Genomic DNA, 17,495 nt, shown 5'->3' with positions numbered 1-17,495 from the left:
CTGCGACGGTGTCGGAGGAGGATCGGGTGGCGGCGGAGAAAATCCTGGTCAACCTCGCCGTTAACGCGTCCCCGGTCGAGGTGAAGAAAGCCGGCGACCGGATCCTCGACACCCTCGACCCCGACGGACCCGAGCCGAAAGACCCGCCGGAGAGACCAGAGCGGGAGTTGTCGTTCCAGGAACACCGCGACGGCTCCGCGACACTCAAAGGCAAGCTGGACAACCTGGCCTACGCCCAGTTGCGGGCCGCGTTGGATCCGCTGGCGAAGCCGCACTCGACGAAAGAGGAAGGCCGCGACCCCCGCAGCCAATGGGAACGTCACGCCGACGCGTTGGTCGACCTGATCCGCCTCGCTATGACCGTCGACGAGATCCCGACCCATGGTGGTGACCGGGTGCACGTGGCGGTCACCGTGGACTACGAAACACTGAAGTCCGGGATCGGGACCGCGATGCTCGACTACGGCGGCGTCATCACCGCCGCCGAAGCACGGATGTTGGCGTGTGACTGCAAGCTCATTCCCGCTGTTCTCGGGACCGAGAGTGAGCAGATGGATTTGGGTCGGTCCAAGCGCATCATCACCACCGGGCAACGGCGACGACTCGTCATGCGAGACCGCGGATGCGCCTTTCCCGGTTGTAAAAGCCACGCCAAACACTGCGACGGGCACCATATCGTGTATTGGATCCTCGGCGGGCCAACAAATCTGGACAACTTGACCCTCCTGTGCCAGCGGCACCACCGGCTTGTGCATTGTGGTGGCTGGGAAGTGCGGATGGGTGGTGACGGAAGACCGGACTTCATCCCGCCCGCTTATCTCGATCCGCTTCGAAGACCCAGGCGCAACACCATGCACCTGTAACAGAATATCCCGTACCAGGGCTCGTGAGTGCCGCGACCGGACCACCCGGCCGCGACACTGACGAGCCCTGACTGCATTCCCGGCACTACAGCAACTCGCCGTCGACTTGCGAACGCCGACAACGATACTGAATCGGGGGACGGCGGGTACGAATCATTCCTACCAGGGGTCGGCAGGACGAACGGGACCGGACGTAGCGAGCCTCGGCAGCCACCGCGGTACGGATGCGGCGCTCGGATCCCTATCGCGCGCCCGTCGTCGCCCCGGTCCTTGCTTCAGTAAACGGGAGTGCAGGCACGACGGTGACGGCGCTGCCCGAATCGCAACTCGCCGTCGAGTTGCGAACGCCCGACTGCCACAGTCCTGCTGCAGCAAGACCAACGAATCCGACCAAGATCACCAATCTCCACCATCACACCAGCCTCACCAGTCACACGCGCGCGACGCGACAGGCCCTCAGACACCTCGCGCGTTCATTCAACTCGCCCCGGTCCTTGCTGCAGTAGAACCGCACCCACCGCCTCAACCGACCAACCACCGGACACCGGCTAGTCCTCCGCCGGCCGGTCTGGGCGGGCCAGTTCGATGCCGATCTCCCCGAAGGCGCGCAGGGACATCGTGCGGGTGGGCTCCACGGTCCAGCCGGCCGCGGCGATCCGCCGTGCGACGCCGTCGCCGACGTTATCGCGGAGCAGTTCGGGCGTCCGGCTTCGGCGTCCATGGCCGTGGCCATGGTCATCGACCACGGCGTCGGCCAGGACGAGCAGGCCGTCGGGGCGCAGCACGCGCCGAACCTCGGCGAGCAACTCGTCCTTGGCCGCGCTGTCCAGGTGATGCAGCATCAGACTGGAGAACACCCGGTCGAACGACCCGTCGGCATAAGGCAGTTCCTGGGCGAACCCGCGGTCCAGTCGCACGGCGACCCCGGCCCGGCGGGCCTTGCGCCGGGCGCGGGCCAATGCCTTCGGGTCGGGGTCCAGGCCGACGAGCTCGGCCTTGGGGTAGCGCTTTCCGGTCGACCGCAGCAGGTTCCCGGTGCCGCAGCCGACGTCGAGCACCCGGTGCCCATCCCGCAGCCCGGCGAGCGTGATCAGCTGCTGGTGGATCGGGCGCAGCCCGACCACGTGATGGACAACGTCGTAGAGCGGCAGCAGGTAAGCCTTGCCCATGCCCGGGATGTAGTCCCGCTCGGCGGGTGGCTGAGATGTTTTTTCGGTCATGAAGACATTCTGAGTGCTACTTGAGCTGCGAGTCTGTACCGATGCGCGGTTCCAGTGGGACGATTCGACGGTGCGTACCGTACGGATGGCGGTGGGCCGGGACCAGCCGGCGACCTACTCGATGCTGCCGGCTCCCGGCGAGTTGCCGGTGACGACCTGGCGGCTGGCAGAACACGGCTGGGACACCACTGCCGCGTTCGAGGAGCACGCGCACGACTTCCCCGGCCTGGCGTACTTCCAGAGCACCGGCGGGCGGCTGCGCACCGGTCGGCAGACCTGGCCGATCGAGGCGGGTGACCTGTTCGTGGTCGCGCCGGGCGACCTGATGGGCCACCTCGACGCCGGCGATCTGGCGAGTGTCCGTGGCTGGGGCGTGTTCTTCACCGCCGACGCGCTCGGCCCGGATGTCCCCGGCGCCCACCTCGCCTGGCGTACCCACCCGCTGCTGTTCCCGTTCGTCCGCGGTGGAGCGATCGGCGCCCTGCGGTTGCGGGTGCCCGAACCGGACCGTCCCGAGTGGACAGCCCGGCTCCAGGCCCTGCACGACGAACTGGCATTACGCCGCGACGGCTACCGAGAGGCCGTACTGGCCCACCTGGTCCTGTTGCTGGTCGGCGTTTCCCGGCTGGCCGCCGACGTGGCGGGCGACCTGCGCGAGAACAGCGAACCGCTGCTCGCCGAGGTGTTCGACGTCATCGAGCAGCGCTACCCGCAACCTCTGTCCCTGCGCGACGTCGCCGCCGCGGTCAACATCTCCCCCGGCCACCTGACCTCGACGGTCCGCCGGCGCACCGGCCGCACCGTGCAAGAGTGGATCACCGAGCGCCGCATGGTCCAGGCCCGCCGCCTGCTCGCCGCCACCGAACTGCCGATCAGCGCCGTCGGCAGGCAGGTGGGCTTCCCCGACTCCGGTTACTTCGCCCGCGCCTTCGGCAAAGCGCACGGGATGAGCCCCGGTCAGTGGCGGCGAGCCGGCAGCGGTCGCCGTTGAGCCAGGGCCGCACGGGCGGTTACCGCCAGGTGCGCGTGTCGGGCGGAACGGAGCCGATGGTCAGCACGGTTCCCGCCGTGACGATCTCGAAGGCGTCCGGGATCAGGTCGGAGACGGCCTTCTTGAGCGGGAACCCGCTGCAGTGCATGGGTGCGACCAGCCTCGGCTCATACGCGGCAAGGGCTTTCGCCGTGCTGTCGATCCGGTTGGCGCTGATCCCGGGATGTCCGGTGTGGAACCCGCCGAGGACGCCATAGAGCGTGTCGGTGCCGGTGAGAGCCCGCATGTGCTCGATCGAGCTGACAACCCCACGGTGCCCGCACGGGTCGATGACGACCAGGCCGTGGCCCTCGACGTCGATGCCGAGCACCTGGTGGTCGTTGATTTCGTCGGCTTCGACGTGGCCGTCCGTGTGTACACACAGCCGCCCGGTCGGCGCTTCCAGCTCGAAGTCGGTGCTGGTCTTCATTTCGCCGGAGGTGAGCAGGCCCGGCCCCAACGGGACGGAGTCCCGAGCCTCCATCAGGTGCCCGCCGGAGGCCTCGATCCCAGCCCGGGTCAGCCCGATATTGATCATCGGGAGCGTGGTGTGCGGTTTCACGATCATCCGTGGGTCGAACGCTTCCGGGTGCACGAGCACGGGGGTGGGGTGGCCGATCGCTGCGAGCACACCGTTGATCCCGCCGAAGTGGTCGGGATGCCCGTGGCTGAGCACCACCGCGTCGACCTCGGTCAGGTCGACCCCGAGGTGCCGCGCGTTGTGCAGCACCACCGGCGCGGTCAGCCCCGCGTCGAAGAGAACCGTCGTCCGGTCGCCGCCCTCGGTGAACGTTTCCACGAGGAAGCACAAGCCGTTCTCGGCCAGCAGTTCGCCGTAGCGGGAACTGAAGTGCTGATCCATGTTGTACCTACGCACACGGGGGCTCGAGGGCAACAGGATGTCGATGAAGTTCTCGTCGAGGACGGTGATACGAGCGCCGACGCAGCGGGTCATGATCTCCCCTTTCCGGGGTCAGTTAAGGCGTTCCGGGAGAATGACGACGCGCCCGGGGACCCGGTCGGCCACCGCGGCGTACGCCTGCGGACCGTCGTCGAGGCCGAACCGGTGCGCGACCGGCAACGGCCGGAACTCTCCGCGTTCGAAGAACGGGGTGAGCAGGGTCAGCCGCTCGGCGGATTCGGTGACGTCGAGCTGGCGGCTGTCCGCGCCCAGGAGCCGGGCTTCGCGGTGGTAGAAGTCCGGGAGGTGGATCTCGACCATCGGAGTGCCGACCGCGCTGATCACCACCAGCCTGCCGCGCTGGGCCAAGACCGCGAGCGCGGCCGCGGTGGTGACCCCGCCGACGGCGTCGTAGACGACCTCGGCACCCCGTCCGCCGGTGTGCTTGAGCAGGGCGTCGACGACATCCGCCGAGTCACCGGTGAAGGGCACGAACTCGTCGACGATCTCCGCCGCCGGCGTGCCGTCGGCCGGAGCGACCCGGCCGACGCCCAGCACCCGGGCGCCGCGGGCGTGGGCGATCTGGGCGACAGCGCCGCCGACGCCGCCGGAGATCCCGAAGACGACGACGGTCTCGCCCTTCTGCAGCTGCGCGATCTCGACGGCGCCGAGCCACCCGATCACAAAGTTGACCCCGACCGCGGATGCCTCTTCGAAGCTGAGCCGCTCGGGTTTGCGAGCCAGCGCGCCGACCGGGACACGAAGGAATTCCGCGTGTGAGCCGTCGAAGGTGAAGCCGACGTCGCCGCCGGTGCCCCACACCTCGGCGCCGAGCCAGTCCGCCGGACCGGCAACGACGATCCCCGCGAAGTCCCGGCCCGGCACTCGGGGCAGCACAGTGCCCTCCATGACGCCGGCGACGTTCTTCAGGTCGGACGGGTTGACCGAGGCCGCCCGGACGGCGACGACGGCGGTGCCGTCGGTCGCGACCGGGTCAGGTAGCTCGGCGACCCGCAGCACGTCGGGACCACCGAACCGGTCGAAACGCAGAGCGCGCACAGAAGTGTCCTTTCTCCGACGGTGAACGGCAGGTCCGCCGTCAGCGACGCGCGGAAGCGAGAGTGAAGGTCCACTCGACGGTCTGGAACGGCTCGGTCATCGGGGTACCGTCCGGCGCGGTCTCCCCCGCCTCGTGGTCCGCGAAGTCGGCGACCAGGGAACGCTTGGCCCCGAACACCGCGTCCTGCTCCAGGTACGGGTCGTCGCCCCGGAACAACATGGTCACCAGCGGTTCGCAGCCGGCCGCGCGGAACCGGAAATGCAGGTGTTCAGGCCGCATCGGCGACCTGCCTGCCGCCCGGATGATCTCCCCGCAGGGGCCGTCGGTCGGTACCGGGTAATACCGCGGCACGATCGAACGGAACGAGAACCAGCCGTCGAGGTCGGTGTGCAGCAGGGCCCGCATGGCGAGTTCGCCGTGCAGCTTGTCCGCTTGCTGCACGTCGTAGAACCCCTCGCCGTCGCTGTGCCAGGTATCCACGTCCGCACCGGACACCGGCAGGCCGGTCGAATCCACGACCCTGCCGGTGAAGAACAGCGGCATGCCGGGGACACCGCCGGAGATGTCGGAACCGTTCTCCACGCGCGGCCGCCCGTCCACGTAGAACGGCCCGAGCAGGGTCGAGTCGGTGGCGGAGCCCGCGCCGCCGTCGTGGTTGATCTGGTCGACGAGCACGCTCACCCCCAGGATGTCCGACAGCAGCACGAACTCCTGACGTGTGGGGCTGCTGATGCGGCCCACCCGCTCCAGGAAGTCCACCGCCGTGAACCATTCCTCGCTCGTCAGCCGCACTTCGCGAGCGAAATCGTGCAGGTGTTGCACCAAGCTCACGAAGATCTCGCGCGTCCGCTCGTCCGCGGCCCCGTCAAAGGTCTTCTGTACCTCGGCGGTGATCGTTTCCTCGGTCAGGTCGATCGACATCGTTCGGCTCCCTTCGTTCCGCCTCCTCAGCATCGCGGAGAATTCCTATCTCGTCCAACGAAGAGAATCGATACTCTTCATCTCCATGTGAGATAGTGAGACCATGGATCTCCGTCAGCTGGAGTACTTCGTCTCCGTCGCCGAGGAGCGCAGCTTCTCCCGAGGCGCCGAACGGGTCCACGTCGTGCAGTCGGCTGTCTCGACGGCGGTCGCGAAGCTCGAACGCGAACTCGACATCCGGCTCCTGGACCGAGCCGCGCACCCGATCGCGCTCACCCCCGCCGGCGCGGCGTTCCTCACCGAAGCGCGAGGCGCCCTCGCCGCGGCCCGTCGCGCACGGAACTCGGTCGCGCCCTACCGCGAGCAGCTCAGCGGCAGTGTCGACCTCGGGACGCTGTTGTCCTCCGGGCCGCTCGACCTACCGAGCGCACTGGGCCGGTTCCACGCGCGGTATCCGCTCGTCTCGGTACGACTGCGGCAGAGCGTCGCGGGCACCACCGGCCATCTCGAAGCCGTGGCGGACGGAGCTCTCGACCTCGCCCTCGTCGCGGCCACGACACCGCCGGCACACGTCACCCTGCGGACGATCGCCCGCGAACCACTCCTTCTGCTGTGCCGGCCCGAACACCGGCTCGGCGCGCGGATCCAGGCGCGGGTGGCCGACCTGGCCGGCGAGACCATCGTGCGGTTCGCGGCAGGCTGGGGCATCCGCCGCCAGACCGACGAGGCCTTCGCCGCGGCGGGAATCGCCCCCGAAGCCCCCTACGAAGTGGCCGACTACGACACCGCAGCCGGCCTGGTGCGCAACCGGCTCGGCGTCGCGCTGCTGCCGTCCACCCCGGCCGGCCGGTACTCGGATCTCCGCGCGGTCCCGGTCACGCCGTCGACCACGTGGACGCTCGCCCTCGCCACCTCGGCGCGGTTCCCGGTGTCCCCCGCCGCGGCCGCACTGGCCGACGCCCTCCTTGAGGAGTCCCGTTCCTGACCAGCGACAGGCGCGTCGGCGAGGACTACGTAGATCACGCGGCTACGTCGAAGACCTTGACGGCGAAGTGCACTACAGCGCCGTCAAGGCCTACAACGCCGCCAAGCTCGCGCAGATCCTGTTCACCAAAGAACTTCACCGCCGCCACGGCCCGAAAGGACTCACGAGCGTCGCGTTCAACCCCGGCAACATCAACACCGGCTTCGCCACCCAACCCGGCTCCGCCAACGGCTGGGTGCACCTGCCGATCGTCGAGCAGCTGCTGCTCAGTCCTCCTGACAAGGGCGCCGACACGTTCGTCTACCTCAATACCTGAGCGCGGCCCTCCTCCACCCGAAACACGGGTGCATTATCGGAATCACCGCACTGGCGTCGGGTTTCGGCACCGCCTACGTAGTCGCCGGACGGGCCCGGCGTCCGGCCCCGCCGACGGGCCGGTAGTCCTGCTCGTGCACGGTGGAACGGTCGGCGGCAACCGGACCGTGGGGCGGGCCGGGATCCGGTACTCGCCGCCTGGGGTACCGACGACAAGGCCATCCCCTTCCCGCGACGGCGAGTCCCCCACCCGGTTCCACCGCAACTCGCCGTCGAGTTGCGGGCTTTCTCAGGTCCGCAATCAGGCCTGCGGGTCGATGTTTCCGCGTACCGCGAGCCGCTCCTGCAGGCGGGCGTGGCGGAACTGGTACACCGCGCCGACCTGCCGCAGCACCCCGCGCCGGTGCGCGTCGTCGAGGAAACCCATGAACTCCAACGGGATACGCCCTCGCGACGCCAGCCAGAGCCGGGTGATCGCGAACGCGCCCCAGGCACGGGCCAGGCACACGGTGAGCCCGACGGCGAGCCCGAACCCGACGCCCGCCACCACCGCGAGTGCGGGGCTCGCCGCAGGCGGCAGGATCAACCCACCGATGACCGCGCCGGCGAGCCCGTAGGCCACGCTGCCCGGGTTGCGAACCAGATAACGGCCCAACAGGGCCGAAGCCAGCCCACCTGCCAACCCCAACTCGAGATCGAAACGGCCGTCGAAGACCTCGGCTGCCGCCGCCTCCGGGGTGAGGGCCAACGCCATCCCGTAGAACAAGCCCAGCGACACCATGAAGGACAGGGTGAACGACAGCGTCGCCGCGCGGTCGTTGCTCAGCACCGTCGCCGGGCTCGACACCCGGTTGGCGTCCAGTGGCGTGTCCAGCCAGACATGCACCCCGATGGCCAGCCCGAACACCACCGCGAGCAGTCCGATCACCCCGGCCGAGAGCGACCAGCCGAGGCCGAGGCAGACCCCGATCACCACGCCCGCCGCGAACCGGCGCCCGAACCTGCCCGCTGTCCGGCGGAAGCGGGCCTCCACCCGCAGCGGCCCGGGCCGGTGCCCGACACTGTGGGTGACACAGCCCGCCACCGCGAACGACATCCCGTAGATCGCCCCGATCGCCGGGCCCGCGGCGAGCCAACCGGTCAGCGCGTACAACACCGCCGAGGGCAGACTGAGGTAGAGCCCGATGACAATCCTCGGCACCGCACGATCCAGCTGCCACCACGCGAGGTCGCGCGTGCTGCCGCGTTCCAGCTGCCGCGCGAGGAAACTCAGCCACCGCTCGGCCTGTTCCGCGTCGTAGTCACGCGCCCGCGCCGGACGGTCGAGCCGCGCGGGCGGTGCTGGGCGGCGGAGGTAGACGGCGGGCAGGTACGCGTCGAGCAGGTGCCCCTCGATGACGACGCTGTCAGGAAACCTTGTGGTGTCACAGAGTTCGCCGGGGCTGGTGGCGGGATGGGCGTAGGCGGTCCTGGCCAGGTCGACCATCAGCGGGGTGCGCAGAGCCTGCGCCAGCACCCCGTCCGGCTCCTGCCGCAACCGCTGGACCACCGGCTGCCAGCGGTTGTCGCCGACGCGCTGGCGCCCGGTGAGGAAGTCGATGGCATCCTCGAGTTCCACCGGCTCGATCTCGACCACCGCTGCCCTGGCCAGGAACGAACCCGCCTGGTTCACCGCGAGCTCGTACTCGGCGCTGCGGCAGGTCAGGACCAGCGGGCGGCCACCCGCCACGGCCTGGTCGAGCGCGTCGATCGCGGCCGCGTGAAACCCGGGCGGGGTCTCATCGAGGCCGTCGAGAACCGGGATGATCCGGCCTTCGAGCACCAGTCGGAGCGCGGCGTCCTTGCCGTACGCGGCGGTGTTCGCCAGTCCGGGATACTCCTCGACGAGCTTGCGGGCGAGCCAGCCGTGCAGATGTTCCTGACGCGGGTTCCACGAGGCGAGCGGCAGCAGCACCGGCACCGGCTCGCCGGGTGGCGCATCCGCGAGCAGCCCGAGGGTGAGCAGGATCGCCAGCACCGTCTTCCCGGCTCCGGGTTCGCCGAGCACGACCAGCTGACGCGTCGGGACCTGCCGGAACTTCGCCACCACATCGGCGAGATCCCCGCTCAGGACCAACCGATCCGAGCCGTCACCAGGCCGTTCACCCAAGACCGCCGAGGCGACCGCCGCCACCTGCTTCGTGGTACTGGACCAGGTCAGCGGCACCGGTTCGGGCCGGTTCAGCGACCGCATCTCGGCCTCGGCGGTCCACTGCCGGGCGATGGCCGCCGCGAGCTCCTTGGCCGCGCGGTCCAGCTCGTCCGGGGCCCGCTCGGCGGCGAGTTCGGGAGTACTTGGCACTGCGCCGTCCGAGTGGGGTTCGCCGCGCAGGATCCGTTCGTGCAGCTGACGCACGTCGGCTCCGGGATCGACCCCGAGTTCCTCGGCGAGGCGGACCCGCAAGCGGTGGAACACGTTCAGCGCGTCGGCCTGCCGGCCACCGCGGTCCAGCGCGAGCATGAGCTGCGTGTGCGGCCGTTCGCGCAGCGGATGCTCGGAGACGACCTCTGCGAGCTCGTCGACAACCTCGCGGTACTCGCCGAGCGCGAGCTGCCAGTCGAGGCACAACTCGAGCGCGTTGAGCCGCTGCTCGTCCAGCCGCGCCGCGCGCCCGGCCAATACGGCGGTGCCGAGCCCGTCCAACGCGGGACCCCGCCACAGCTCCAAGGCCGAACGGATCTCGCGCACCCCCTCGCGCAAGGCGCCTTCGGCGGCGAACCGGCGGGCGTCGGCGATCCGATGGGTGAAGCGCAGGACATCGAGCTGGTCCTCGCCGACGGTGATCCGATAGCCGGGGCCGTCGGTCACGATGAGCCGCTGATCGGGGTCACCCAGGCGTTCACGCAGCGTCGAAACGCAGTTCTGGACCTGTTTCGTGGCGGTCGCGGGAGGTTCGTCATCCCAGGTCGCCTCGATGAGTTTCGACAGCGGCACCACCGAATTCGGCGCCAGCAGCAACGCCGCCAGCACCCGCTGATGACGCGCGCCGGGCAGCATCAGCCGCCCCTGCTCTGTCCAGATCTCCAGCGTTCCGAGCACGCGGAAGTCCATCCCCGGTCCCTCCCCGCACCGGTCGCAGTGCGCGCCCAGCATACCCGTGCAGTTCGGAGCGGGTAAGGACAACACCAAGGGCAGCCAGAAGGACACGGCAGGGACGGTACGAGGACGGGTCCCGGCATGGTGGTGCTCGTCCGGTCACCGACTTGGGGAACGTGACCACTCGCCTCTACGACAGGAAACGATCATGACTGTGAAGTCCCTAGCCGTCCGGCTGGCTGCCATGACGACGATCGCCGTCGCCGGGGGCCTGATCGCGGCCGCGGTGCCCGCCGCGGCGGCCACGGAAGCTGCGCCGTACTGCGCCACCGACGTGCAAACCCACAAGAGCGCCTGCGGCGACAGCGAGGCGCAGGCCGCGCAACTCGCCGGAGTCGCCAAGGCATCAGTGTTGGCCGTGACGCTCTACGACGGCATCAACTACAGCGGCGCCTCGTACAGCTTCTACGTGACGAAGGATTGCACCGCCGGCTACGAGGGCGAGTACGGCAATCCCAACCTCGGGGCATTCAGCAACAAGGCCAGTTCGGTGCATACGTATCACCACTGCGACGTCCACCTGCACGACCCGATCAACTACGGCACCCCTTACTCGGTCTGGATCGACCAGTCGGCCAACCTGGCCAACATCGGCAACGGGTGGAACGACCGAGCCAGCTCCATCGGCGTCTCGTAACAACTCATCGCAAACCATCACGCTGAGTGAATGCGAAGGGGGGCCCGTGTGCCCGGCGATCGCCGGGCACACGGGGCAGCCCGTTTCATAGGCGTCCGTGCTTCAGCCGAAGAGCGCCTGGCCGTGGCTCAGCGCCGAGGGGTCGGCCGCCAGGCTGCGCGGTGCCTGGGCCAGCACGATGCCGGCCGCGCCGCGGACCTCCGCCCGGTCGCCGAGTTCACCCGGCACCACGGTGACCCGCTTGGCCACCGCCGGCAGCGCGTAACGGCGGATGCCGTGCCGGATCGGTTCGAAGATCAGCTCGCCCGCGACGGCCAGATCACCGCCGACCACGATCAGCTCGGGGTTGAACAGCGTCACCAACGAGGCCACCGCACGGCCGACCGCGACGCCGGCGTCCTCGACCGCGCGCACCGTGCCCGGATCGCCGGCGGCCAGCAACCGAGGCAGCTCCGCGGCAGCGACGTGCTTCCCCCAGCTGGTCGCCAACAGCTGCGCCACGGCGGGCGGACTGGCCACCGTCTCGAGGCAACCCCGGTTGCCACACCGGCAGATCAGGCCATCGGAAACCGAAGGCAGGTGCCCGATTTCGCCGGCCAGCCCACCGGCACCGACCAGCAGCCGTCCGTCGGACACGATCCCGGCGCCGATGCCTGCCGACAGTCGCACGTACACCATGTCGGCGGTGCCGCGGCCCGCGCCATAAAGCCGTTCGGCCAACGCCCCCGCGTTGGCGTCGTTGATGATCTGGGTCGTCATCCCGGTGCGACGGGCCAGTTCGATGCCGGGCCGGATGCCGAGCCAGCCGGGCATGATGCTCTCCCCACCCAGGGAGCCGGTGACCTTGTCGACCGGGGAGGCGATGCCCGCGCCGATGCCGAGCACCCGCTCCCGATCGACGGCCGTCTCCTCCAGCGCGCGATCCACCAGGCCGGCGACCAGGTCGAGGGTCTCGTCCGGCGCGTGGTCGACCTCGCGCGTCTCGGCGTGATGCCAGACCGGCGTGCCGGACAGATCGCACAGCGCGACCCGGACGTGGTGGTGGCCGATATCGGCGCCGACGGCGTAGGCGGCCGACGGAACGAGTGAAATCCACTGGGCTGGCCTGCCGGTGCGCCTGGTTTCCGACCCACCGGGACCGTCGTCCTCCTGGACGAGGCCGAACTCGGTCAGCTCGGCGATCAGGGCGGTGACCGTCGCCCTGGCCAGGCCGGTCATCCGGACGAGCTCGGGGCGGCTGGTCCGCTCGGTCTCGTGCAGCGCACGCAGCACCCGGAGCCTGCCCACTTCCCGGAGGTTCGGCGGCGCGCCGGCCCCGGCTTCCGAGGGCTCTTCGCGCACTGCCCTGTCGCCTGCGTCATGACTCATGTGGTCCCCTCCGGCACAGTCGCGCACTGGTTTCGAGCAAACTCAGCGTATCTCGTCGAGCGCGCGTCGCGGCCGTCCGGCGCGCGGCCCGTCCGGGTCTTCGTCCGGGGCGGCCGTCAGCCGGCCCGCAAGCAAGTGACTCGGGGGACGTTTAGTACACACCATTTGTATCGGGGGACGTTTCGTACACAGGGGCCCGCGGCACCCGACCCCCAGCAGCCCCACCTACACCACCAGCCCCAGCAGCCCCACGGACGCGGGCCGGTGATCCAGTCGACGCACCCCGGTAGCGGTATGGCCAACTTTGGGCATAAGCGGGTACGAGCGTCCCCACCCCACCCGCCCGGCCAACGGGTTTGGCCAGTCGACCGCACGTCACAGCGCTAGGCCGATCGGTGACAACGTTGACGTGTTTGCCCCAGAAACTTCACGCGGCCTTGACTTTTGTCTATTCCTGGCTGAATGGTGTTGATCGGCGTCACAGTAACTCCAACGACGGAGGCGACATGGCTCGGCAGCGACGGCGTGGGTGGTTACGGGCGATGGCGGCGACGGCCGCCGGTTTGGCGATCACGGCGATCGTCACCCCGGCGGCGACCGGAAGCACGGCACATGACCCCGTCGTGCCCATCTACCTCGACACCCACTACTCCTTCGACGAGCGCGCCGCGGACCTGGTGTCCCGGATGACTCTGCCGGAGAAGGTGGCCCAGCTGTCCACCAACAGCGGGCCGGCCATCCCGCGGTTGGGCGTCCAGCAGTACACGTACTGGAGCGAGGGCCAGCACGGCGTCAACACGTTGGGCGCCAACCAGAACAACAACGGCAACGGCGGCCAGCCGAAGGCCACCAGCTTCCCCACCAACTTCGCGTCCTCGATGGCCTGGGACCCGAGCCTGGTGTACCAGGAGACCACGGCGATCTCCGACGAAGCCCGCGGTTTCGTGGACAAATCGCTGTTCGGCACCGCGCAGAACAACCTCGGGCCCTCGGCGAACGACTACGGCTCACTGACGTACTGGGCGCCGACGGTCAACATGGACCGCGACCCGCGCTGGGGCCGGACCGACGAAGCGTTCGGTGAGGACCCGTACCTCGTGTCGCAGATCGCGGGCGCGTTCGTCGACGGCTACCAGGGCAACACACCCTCCGGCACGTCTCAGACCGGCTACCTCAAGGTGGCGGCGACGGCCAAGCACTACGCGCTGAACAACGTCGAGAACAACCGCACCGGCATTTCGTCCAATGTCAGCGATACCGACCTGCGGGACTACTACACCGCCCAGTTCGCCAGCCTGATCGAGAACGCGCACGTCTCAGGCCTGATGACCTCGTACAACGCGATCAACGGCACGCCGTCCGTCGCCAACACCTACACCGCGAACCAGATCGCCCAGCGCACGTACGGCTTCGGCGGCTATGTCACGTCCGACTGCGGCGCGGTCGGCACGACGTACGGCACCTTCCCCAGCGGCCACGACTGGGCACCACCCGGCTGGACCACCGACCACAAGGGCGGCACCGGCACCTGGACGAACACCGCGACCGGCGCGACCGTCCCGGCGCAGGGCGGCGGACAGGCGTACGCCCTGCGGGCCGGCACCGCGCTCAACTGCCCCGGCGGCGAGAACACCCTGACCAACGTCGTCGCCGCGATCAAAGCCGGTGCGCTCTCCGAAGGCGTGCTGGACACCGCGCTGGTGAAGGTCTTCACCGTGCGGATGCGGACCGGTGAGTTCGACCCGGCGTCGAAGGTCGACTACACGAAGATCACGAAGGCGCAGATCGAGAGCCCGGCGCATCAGGCGTTGGCCACGAAGGTCGCCGACAACTCACTTGTCCTGCTGCAGAACAACAACGTAACCGGCACCACCGCCAAGTTGTTGCCGGCCAACCCGGCCAAGCTCACCAAGGTCGTCATCCTCGGCGACCAGGCGAACACCGTGAACCTGGGCAACTACTCCGGCGCGCCGACCCTGCAGGTCAGCGCCGTGCAGGGGATCACGAACTCGGTCAAGGCCGCCAACCCCGGCGCCACCATCGTCTATGACGCCGCGGCCACCTCGACCACCGCCACCACCCCCGCGGTGCTCAGCCCGCAGACCCAGGCAGATATCAGGAGCGCCGACCTCGTCGTGCTGTTCGTCGGCACCGACCACGGCGTGGCCGACGAGGGCAAGGACCGCACCACCATCGCCATGCCCGGCAACTACGACTCGTTGATCAACCAGACGACCGCGCTGGGCAACCCGCACACAGCGCTGGTCATCCAGTCCGGTGGCCCGGTCACCATCAGCGACGTCCAGGCCAAGGTTCCCGCCGTCGTCTTCAGCGGTTTCAACGGCGAAAGCCAGGGCACCGCGCTCGCGAACGTGCTGTTCGGCAAGCAGAATCCGGACGGGCACCTCAACTTCACGTGGTACACCGACGACTCCCAGCTGCCGGCCATGGCGAACTACGGCCTGTCCCCCGCCGCGACCGATGGCCTCGGCCGCACCTACCAGTACTTCACCGGCACGCCGACCTACCCGTTCGGCTACGGCCAGAGCTACTCCACCTTCGCGTACTCCGACATCCACGCCGACCGAAACTCCGTGGACGCCAACGGCACCGTGAACGTCAGCATGACCGTCACGAACAGCGGTACGACGGCCGGCAGCACCGTCGCACAGCTCTACGCGGCGACGCCGTTCACCGTGCCCGGCGTGACGCTGCCCAAGCAGCGGCTGGTCGGTTTCCAGAAGACCGGCGTGTTGAAGCCCGGCCAGAGCCAGCGCGTCACGCTCGCGGTTTCCCTGCCCAGTCTGTCCATCTGGGACGCCAAAGCCATGAAGTCGGTCGTGTACAACGGAAGCTACGTCTTCAACGCGGGCGCCAGTTCGGCCGACATCCGCGGCACCTCGAAGGTCGCCGTGACCGGGGCACTGCGACCGAAGGTGCAGAACGTCACGGTGCAGCCCGGCCAGGTCGACTTCCAGGCGGGCCAGACGCTGGACCTGACCGGCAAGAACCCGTGGCTCAAGGACGACACGGACCCGGCGCAGGAGCAGCGGAACCTCGCCGTCACCGCGGACAACGTCGTCATGGCGGCCAACAGCGACGGCAGTTTCGCCGACCTGTCGAAGACCCGCGTCACCTACTGCAGCAGCAACCCGAAGGTGGCGACGGTCAGCGACAAGGGCTTGGTCACCGCGGTCGGCGACGGCGCCGCCACCATCACCGCGACCGTCGACGGGGTCAGCGGGTCGACGCCGGTCGTGGTCGGCCACGCCGTGTCGGTGAGCGCACCGGCGCTGGCGCAGGCCGGCAAGGCCGCCACCGTCACCTCGACGTTCACCAACACCGGCCGCACCGCCGTCCGCACCGTGGCCATGGCACTGGACCTGCCGACCGGCTGGACCGCGACGGCAACCACGCCGGCCACCTTCGCCAGCGTTGCAGCGGGACAGAAGGTCACGACCACCTGGGCCGTCTCGGTGCCGACCGGTGCCGCCGGCACGTTCACCGTGAACGTCGACGCCACAGTGGACGGTGCCCACGACAGCTCCGGCTACACCCAGGTCAACGTCGCCTACTCGTCGTTCCCGTCGGCGTTCAACAACTCGGCGGTCACCAACGACAGCAACCGGGGCACCGCCAACCTCGACGGCGCGGGCGCGAGCTACTCGGCGCAGGCACTGGCGTCGGTGGGCGTACAGCCCGGCACCCCGATTGTCCACAACGGACTAACGTTCACCTGGCCCAACGCCGGCGTCGGTAAGCCGGACAACGTGGTGGCCGCCGGCCAGACGATCAACTTCTCCGGCTCCGGCTCGACACTGGGCTTCCTGGGCACCAGCGTGTGGGGCCCCGGTACCGGCAGCGGCACGATCGCCTACACCGACGGCAGCACCCAGCCGTACACCATCTCCTTCGGCGACTGGGCGAACGGCACGCCACCGGCGGGCGGTGACGTGGCCATCAAGGCGCCCTACGGCAACCAGCCCGGCAACAAAACAGGCTGGCAGGCCACCGTCGACTACTTCCCGGTCACGATCGACCCGGCCAAGACGGTCCAGTCGGTGACCCTGCCCGACGGCAGCGCGCAGCCTCAGGGCGGCATCCCGTCGCTGCACGTCTTCGCGATGTCGATCAAGTCGGACAACCTGTCGATCACGGCACCCACCGCGATCTCGGCAGGCGGCTCCGGCGCGATCACAACCACCCTGACCAACCCGTCGACGTCCGCGCTGAACGACGTGAAGCTGACGCTGAACCTGCCCGGCGGCTGGACCGCGGCCAACACCACGCCGAACTCGTTCACCACGGTGGACGCGGGCCAGCAGGTGACGACCACGTGGACCGTCGGCGCACCCGCCGGGCAGAAGCCCGGATCGCAGGTGGTGGGAGTCACCGAGACCGTCGGCGGCGTCCAATCCGGCGTTTCGTCGGCGGTGACCCAGGTGCCGTACGCGACGCTCGCCGATGGCTTCAACAACGTGTCCATCACCGACGACACCAACCGGGCTCCGGGCAACATCGACGGCGGCGGCAACAGTTTCTCCGCGCAGGCCTTCGCCGCCGTCGGGCTGACTCCCGGGGCCGCGTTCACCCACAACGGGCTGACGTTCGCCTGGCCGAACGTGCCGGCCGGCACCGCGGACAACGTCGAGGTGGACGGGCGCGCGATCGCCCTCACCGGAACCGGCGCCACGCTGGGTTTCCTGGGCGCGGCGGCCAACGGCCAGTCCTCCGGCACCGGCACGATCACCTACACCGACGGCACGACACAGCCGTACACCGTCGGCTTCGGCGACTGGGCGTCGTCGACGCCGTACCCGGGCGGTGACGTCGCGGTGACGGCCGCCTACGGCAACAACTCCAGCGGCCCGACGCCGTGGAAGGCCAGTATCTTCTACGACTCCGTCGCCCTCCAGGCAGGCAAGACCGTCGCTTCGGTGACCTTGCCGGACGTCAAGTCCGCGCCGCTGCACGTCTTCGCCGCCGCCATCGGCTGAGCCCCGCCGGTTGACCGCAGCGCCATCGACACCCCAGCGGCATCGACCGATTCGAAAGGATC

General features: G+C 69.2%; 12 protein-coding genes. 6 read left to right on the top strand and 6 right to left on the bottom strand.

The window, feature by feature from the left end; genetic code table 11:
- Positions 1-863, top strand: an 863-nt coding sequence (locus JWQ81_RS43810; protein WP_297551552.1) for an HNH endonuclease signature motif containing protein, incomplete at its 5' end; no start/stop codon positions are given.
- A gap of 548 nt (positions 864-1,411) precedes the next feature.
- On the opposite strand, the gene JWQ81_RS43805 is transcribed toward JWQ81_RS43810, so the two are convergent.
- Complete coding sequence (locus tag JWQ81_RS43805; protein ID WP_297551551.1) at positions 1,412-2,083, bottom strand: class I SAM-dependent methyltransferase; 672 nt, start codon at positions 2,081-2,083, stop codon at positions 1,412-1,414.
- 70 nt (positions 2,084-2,153) lie between these two features.
- Between JWQ81_RS43805 and JWQ81_RS43800 the strand changes: the two genes are divergently transcribed.
- Positions 2,154-3,074, top strand: coding sequence for an AraC family transcriptional regulator (locus tag JWQ81_RS43800; RefSeq protein ID WP_297551550.1), 921 nt, complete (start codon positions 2,154-2,156; stop codon positions 3,072-3,074).
- 19 nt (positions 3,075-3,093) lie between these two features.
- Here the strand turns inward: JWQ81_RS43800 and JWQ81_RS43795 are convergent, their stop codons facing one another.
- From JWQ81_RS43795 to JWQ81_RS43785, 3 genes are read right to left on the bottom strand one after another with little or no spacing between them, the layout of a single operon-like run.
- On the bottom strand, positions 3,094-4,068 hold the full coding sequence (locus JWQ81_RS43795; protein ID WP_297551549.1) for an MBL fold metallo-hydrolase: 975 nt from the start codon (positions 4,066-4,068) through the stop codon (positions 3,094-3,096).
- 18 nt (positions 4,069-4,086) lie between these two features.
- Positions 4,087-5,073 carry a zinc-binding alcohol dehydrogenase family protein gene (locus JWQ81_RS43790; RefSeq protein WP_297551548.1) on the bottom strand — a complete coding sequence of 329 codons (987 nt, stop codon included), beginning with the start codon at positions 5,071-5,073 and terminating at the stop codon, positions 4,087-4,089.
- A gap of 40 nt (positions 5,074-5,113) precedes the next feature.
- The gene (locus tag JWQ81_RS43785; protein ID WP_297551547.1) at positions 5,114-5,995 is read right to left on the bottom strand and encodes a dioxygenase; all 882 of its coding nucleotides are present in this window, start codon (positions 5,993-5,995) and stop codon (positions 5,114-5,116) included.
- A gap of 103 nt (positions 5,996-6,098) precedes the next feature.
- Here JWQ81_RS43785 and JWQ81_RS43780 point away from each other — a divergent pair, with 103 nt between their 5' ends.
- Positions 6,099-6,980, top strand: a complete 882-nt coding sequence (locus tag JWQ81_RS43780; protein ID WP_297551546.1) for a LysR family transcriptional regulator — start codon at positions 6,099-6,101, stop codon at positions 6,978-6,980.
- 67 nt (positions 6,981-7,047) lie between these two features.
- Positions 7,048-7,296 carry a hypothetical protein gene (locus JWQ81_RS43775; RefSeq protein ID WP_297551545.1) on the top strand — a complete coding sequence of 83 codons (249 nt, stop codon included), beginning with the start codon at positions 7,048-7,050 and terminating at the stop codon, positions 7,294-7,296.
- A gap of 300 nt (positions 7,297-7,596) precedes the next feature.
- Here JWQ81_RS43775 and JWQ81_RS43770 read toward each other — a convergent pair whose 3' ends face one another.
- Positions 7,597-10,482 (bottom strand): BTAD domain-containing putative transcriptional regulator, encoded by a 2,886-nt coding sequence (locus JWQ81_RS43770; RefSeq protein ID WP_297551544.1) that lies wholly within the window; start codon positions 10,480-10,482, stop codon positions 7,597-7,599.
- A 97-nt stretch (positions 10,483-10,579) separates the two neighbouring features.
- Here JWQ81_RS43770 and JWQ81_RS43765 point away from each other — a divergent pair, with 97 nt between their 5' ends.
- The gene (locus JWQ81_RS43765) at positions 10,580-11,068 is read left to right on the top strand and encodes a hypothetical protein (RefSeq protein WP_297551543.1); all 489 of its coding nucleotides are present in this window, start codon (positions 10,580-10,582) and stop codon (positions 11,066-11,068) included.
- 102 nt (positions 11,069-11,170) lie between these two features.
- On the opposite strand, the gene JWQ81_RS43760 is transcribed toward JWQ81_RS43765, so the two are convergent.
- Positions 11,171-12,436: an ROK family transcriptional regulator gene (locus tag JWQ81_RS43760; RefSeq protein WP_297551542.1), complete on the bottom strand. Its 1,266-nt coding sequence runs from the start codon at positions 12,434-12,436 to the stop codon at positions 11,171-11,173.
- Positions 12,437-12,942: 506 nt separating this feature from the next.
- Between JWQ81_RS43760 and JWQ81_RS43755 the strand changes: the two genes are divergently transcribed.
- A complete protein-coding gene (locus tag JWQ81_RS43755) occupies positions 12,943-17,433 on the top strand; it encodes a glycoside hydrolase family 3 C-terminal domain-containing protein (protein ID WP_297551541.1) in 4,491 nt (1,496 codons plus the stop codon).
- The last annotated feature ends 62 nt before the right edge of the window (positions 17,434-17,495 follow it).

The organism is Amycolatopsis sp. (genome assembly GCF_025464955.1).
GTDB lineage: Bacteria > Actinomycetota > Actinomycetes > Mycobacteriales > Pseudonocardiaceae > Amycolatopsis.
The sequence above is the reverse complement of the archived record's forward strand: the minus strand, read 5'-3'. Positions and strand labels throughout refer to the sequence as shown.

What these genes read in the sequence shown, in the direction of transcription:
- JWQ81_RS43805 (WP_297551551.1), bottom strand. Translation starts at nt 2,083, where the DNA reads ATGACCGAAAAAACATCTCAGCCACCCGCCGAGCGGGACTACATCCCG.
- JWQ81_RS43795 (WP_297551549.1), bottom strand. Translation starts at nt 4,068, where the DNA reads ATGACCCGCTGCGTCGGCGCTCGTATCACCGTCCTCGACGAGAACTTC.
- JWQ81_RS43785 (WP_297551547.1), bottom strand. Translation starts at nt 5,995, where the DNA reads ATGTCGATCGACCTGACCGAGGAAACGATCACCGCCGAGGTACAGAAG.
- JWQ81_RS43780 (WP_297551546.1), top strand. Translation starts at nt 6,099, where the DNA reads ATGGATCTCCGTCAGCTGGAGTACTTCGTCTCCGTCGCCGAGGAGCGC.
- JWQ81_RS43765 (WP_297551543.1), top strand. Translation starts at nt 10,580, where the DNA reads ATGACTGTGAAGTCCCTAGCCGTCCGGCTGGCTGCCATGACGACGATC.
- JWQ81_RS43760 (WP_297551542.1), bottom strand. Translation starts at nt 12,436, where the DNA reads ATGAGTCATGACGCAGGCGACAGGGCAGTGCGCGAAGAGCCCTCGGAA.
- JWQ81_RS43755 (WP_297551541.1), top strand. Translation starts at nt 12,943, where the DNA reads ATGGCTCGGCAGCGACGGCGTGGGTGGTTACGGGCGATGGCGGCGACG.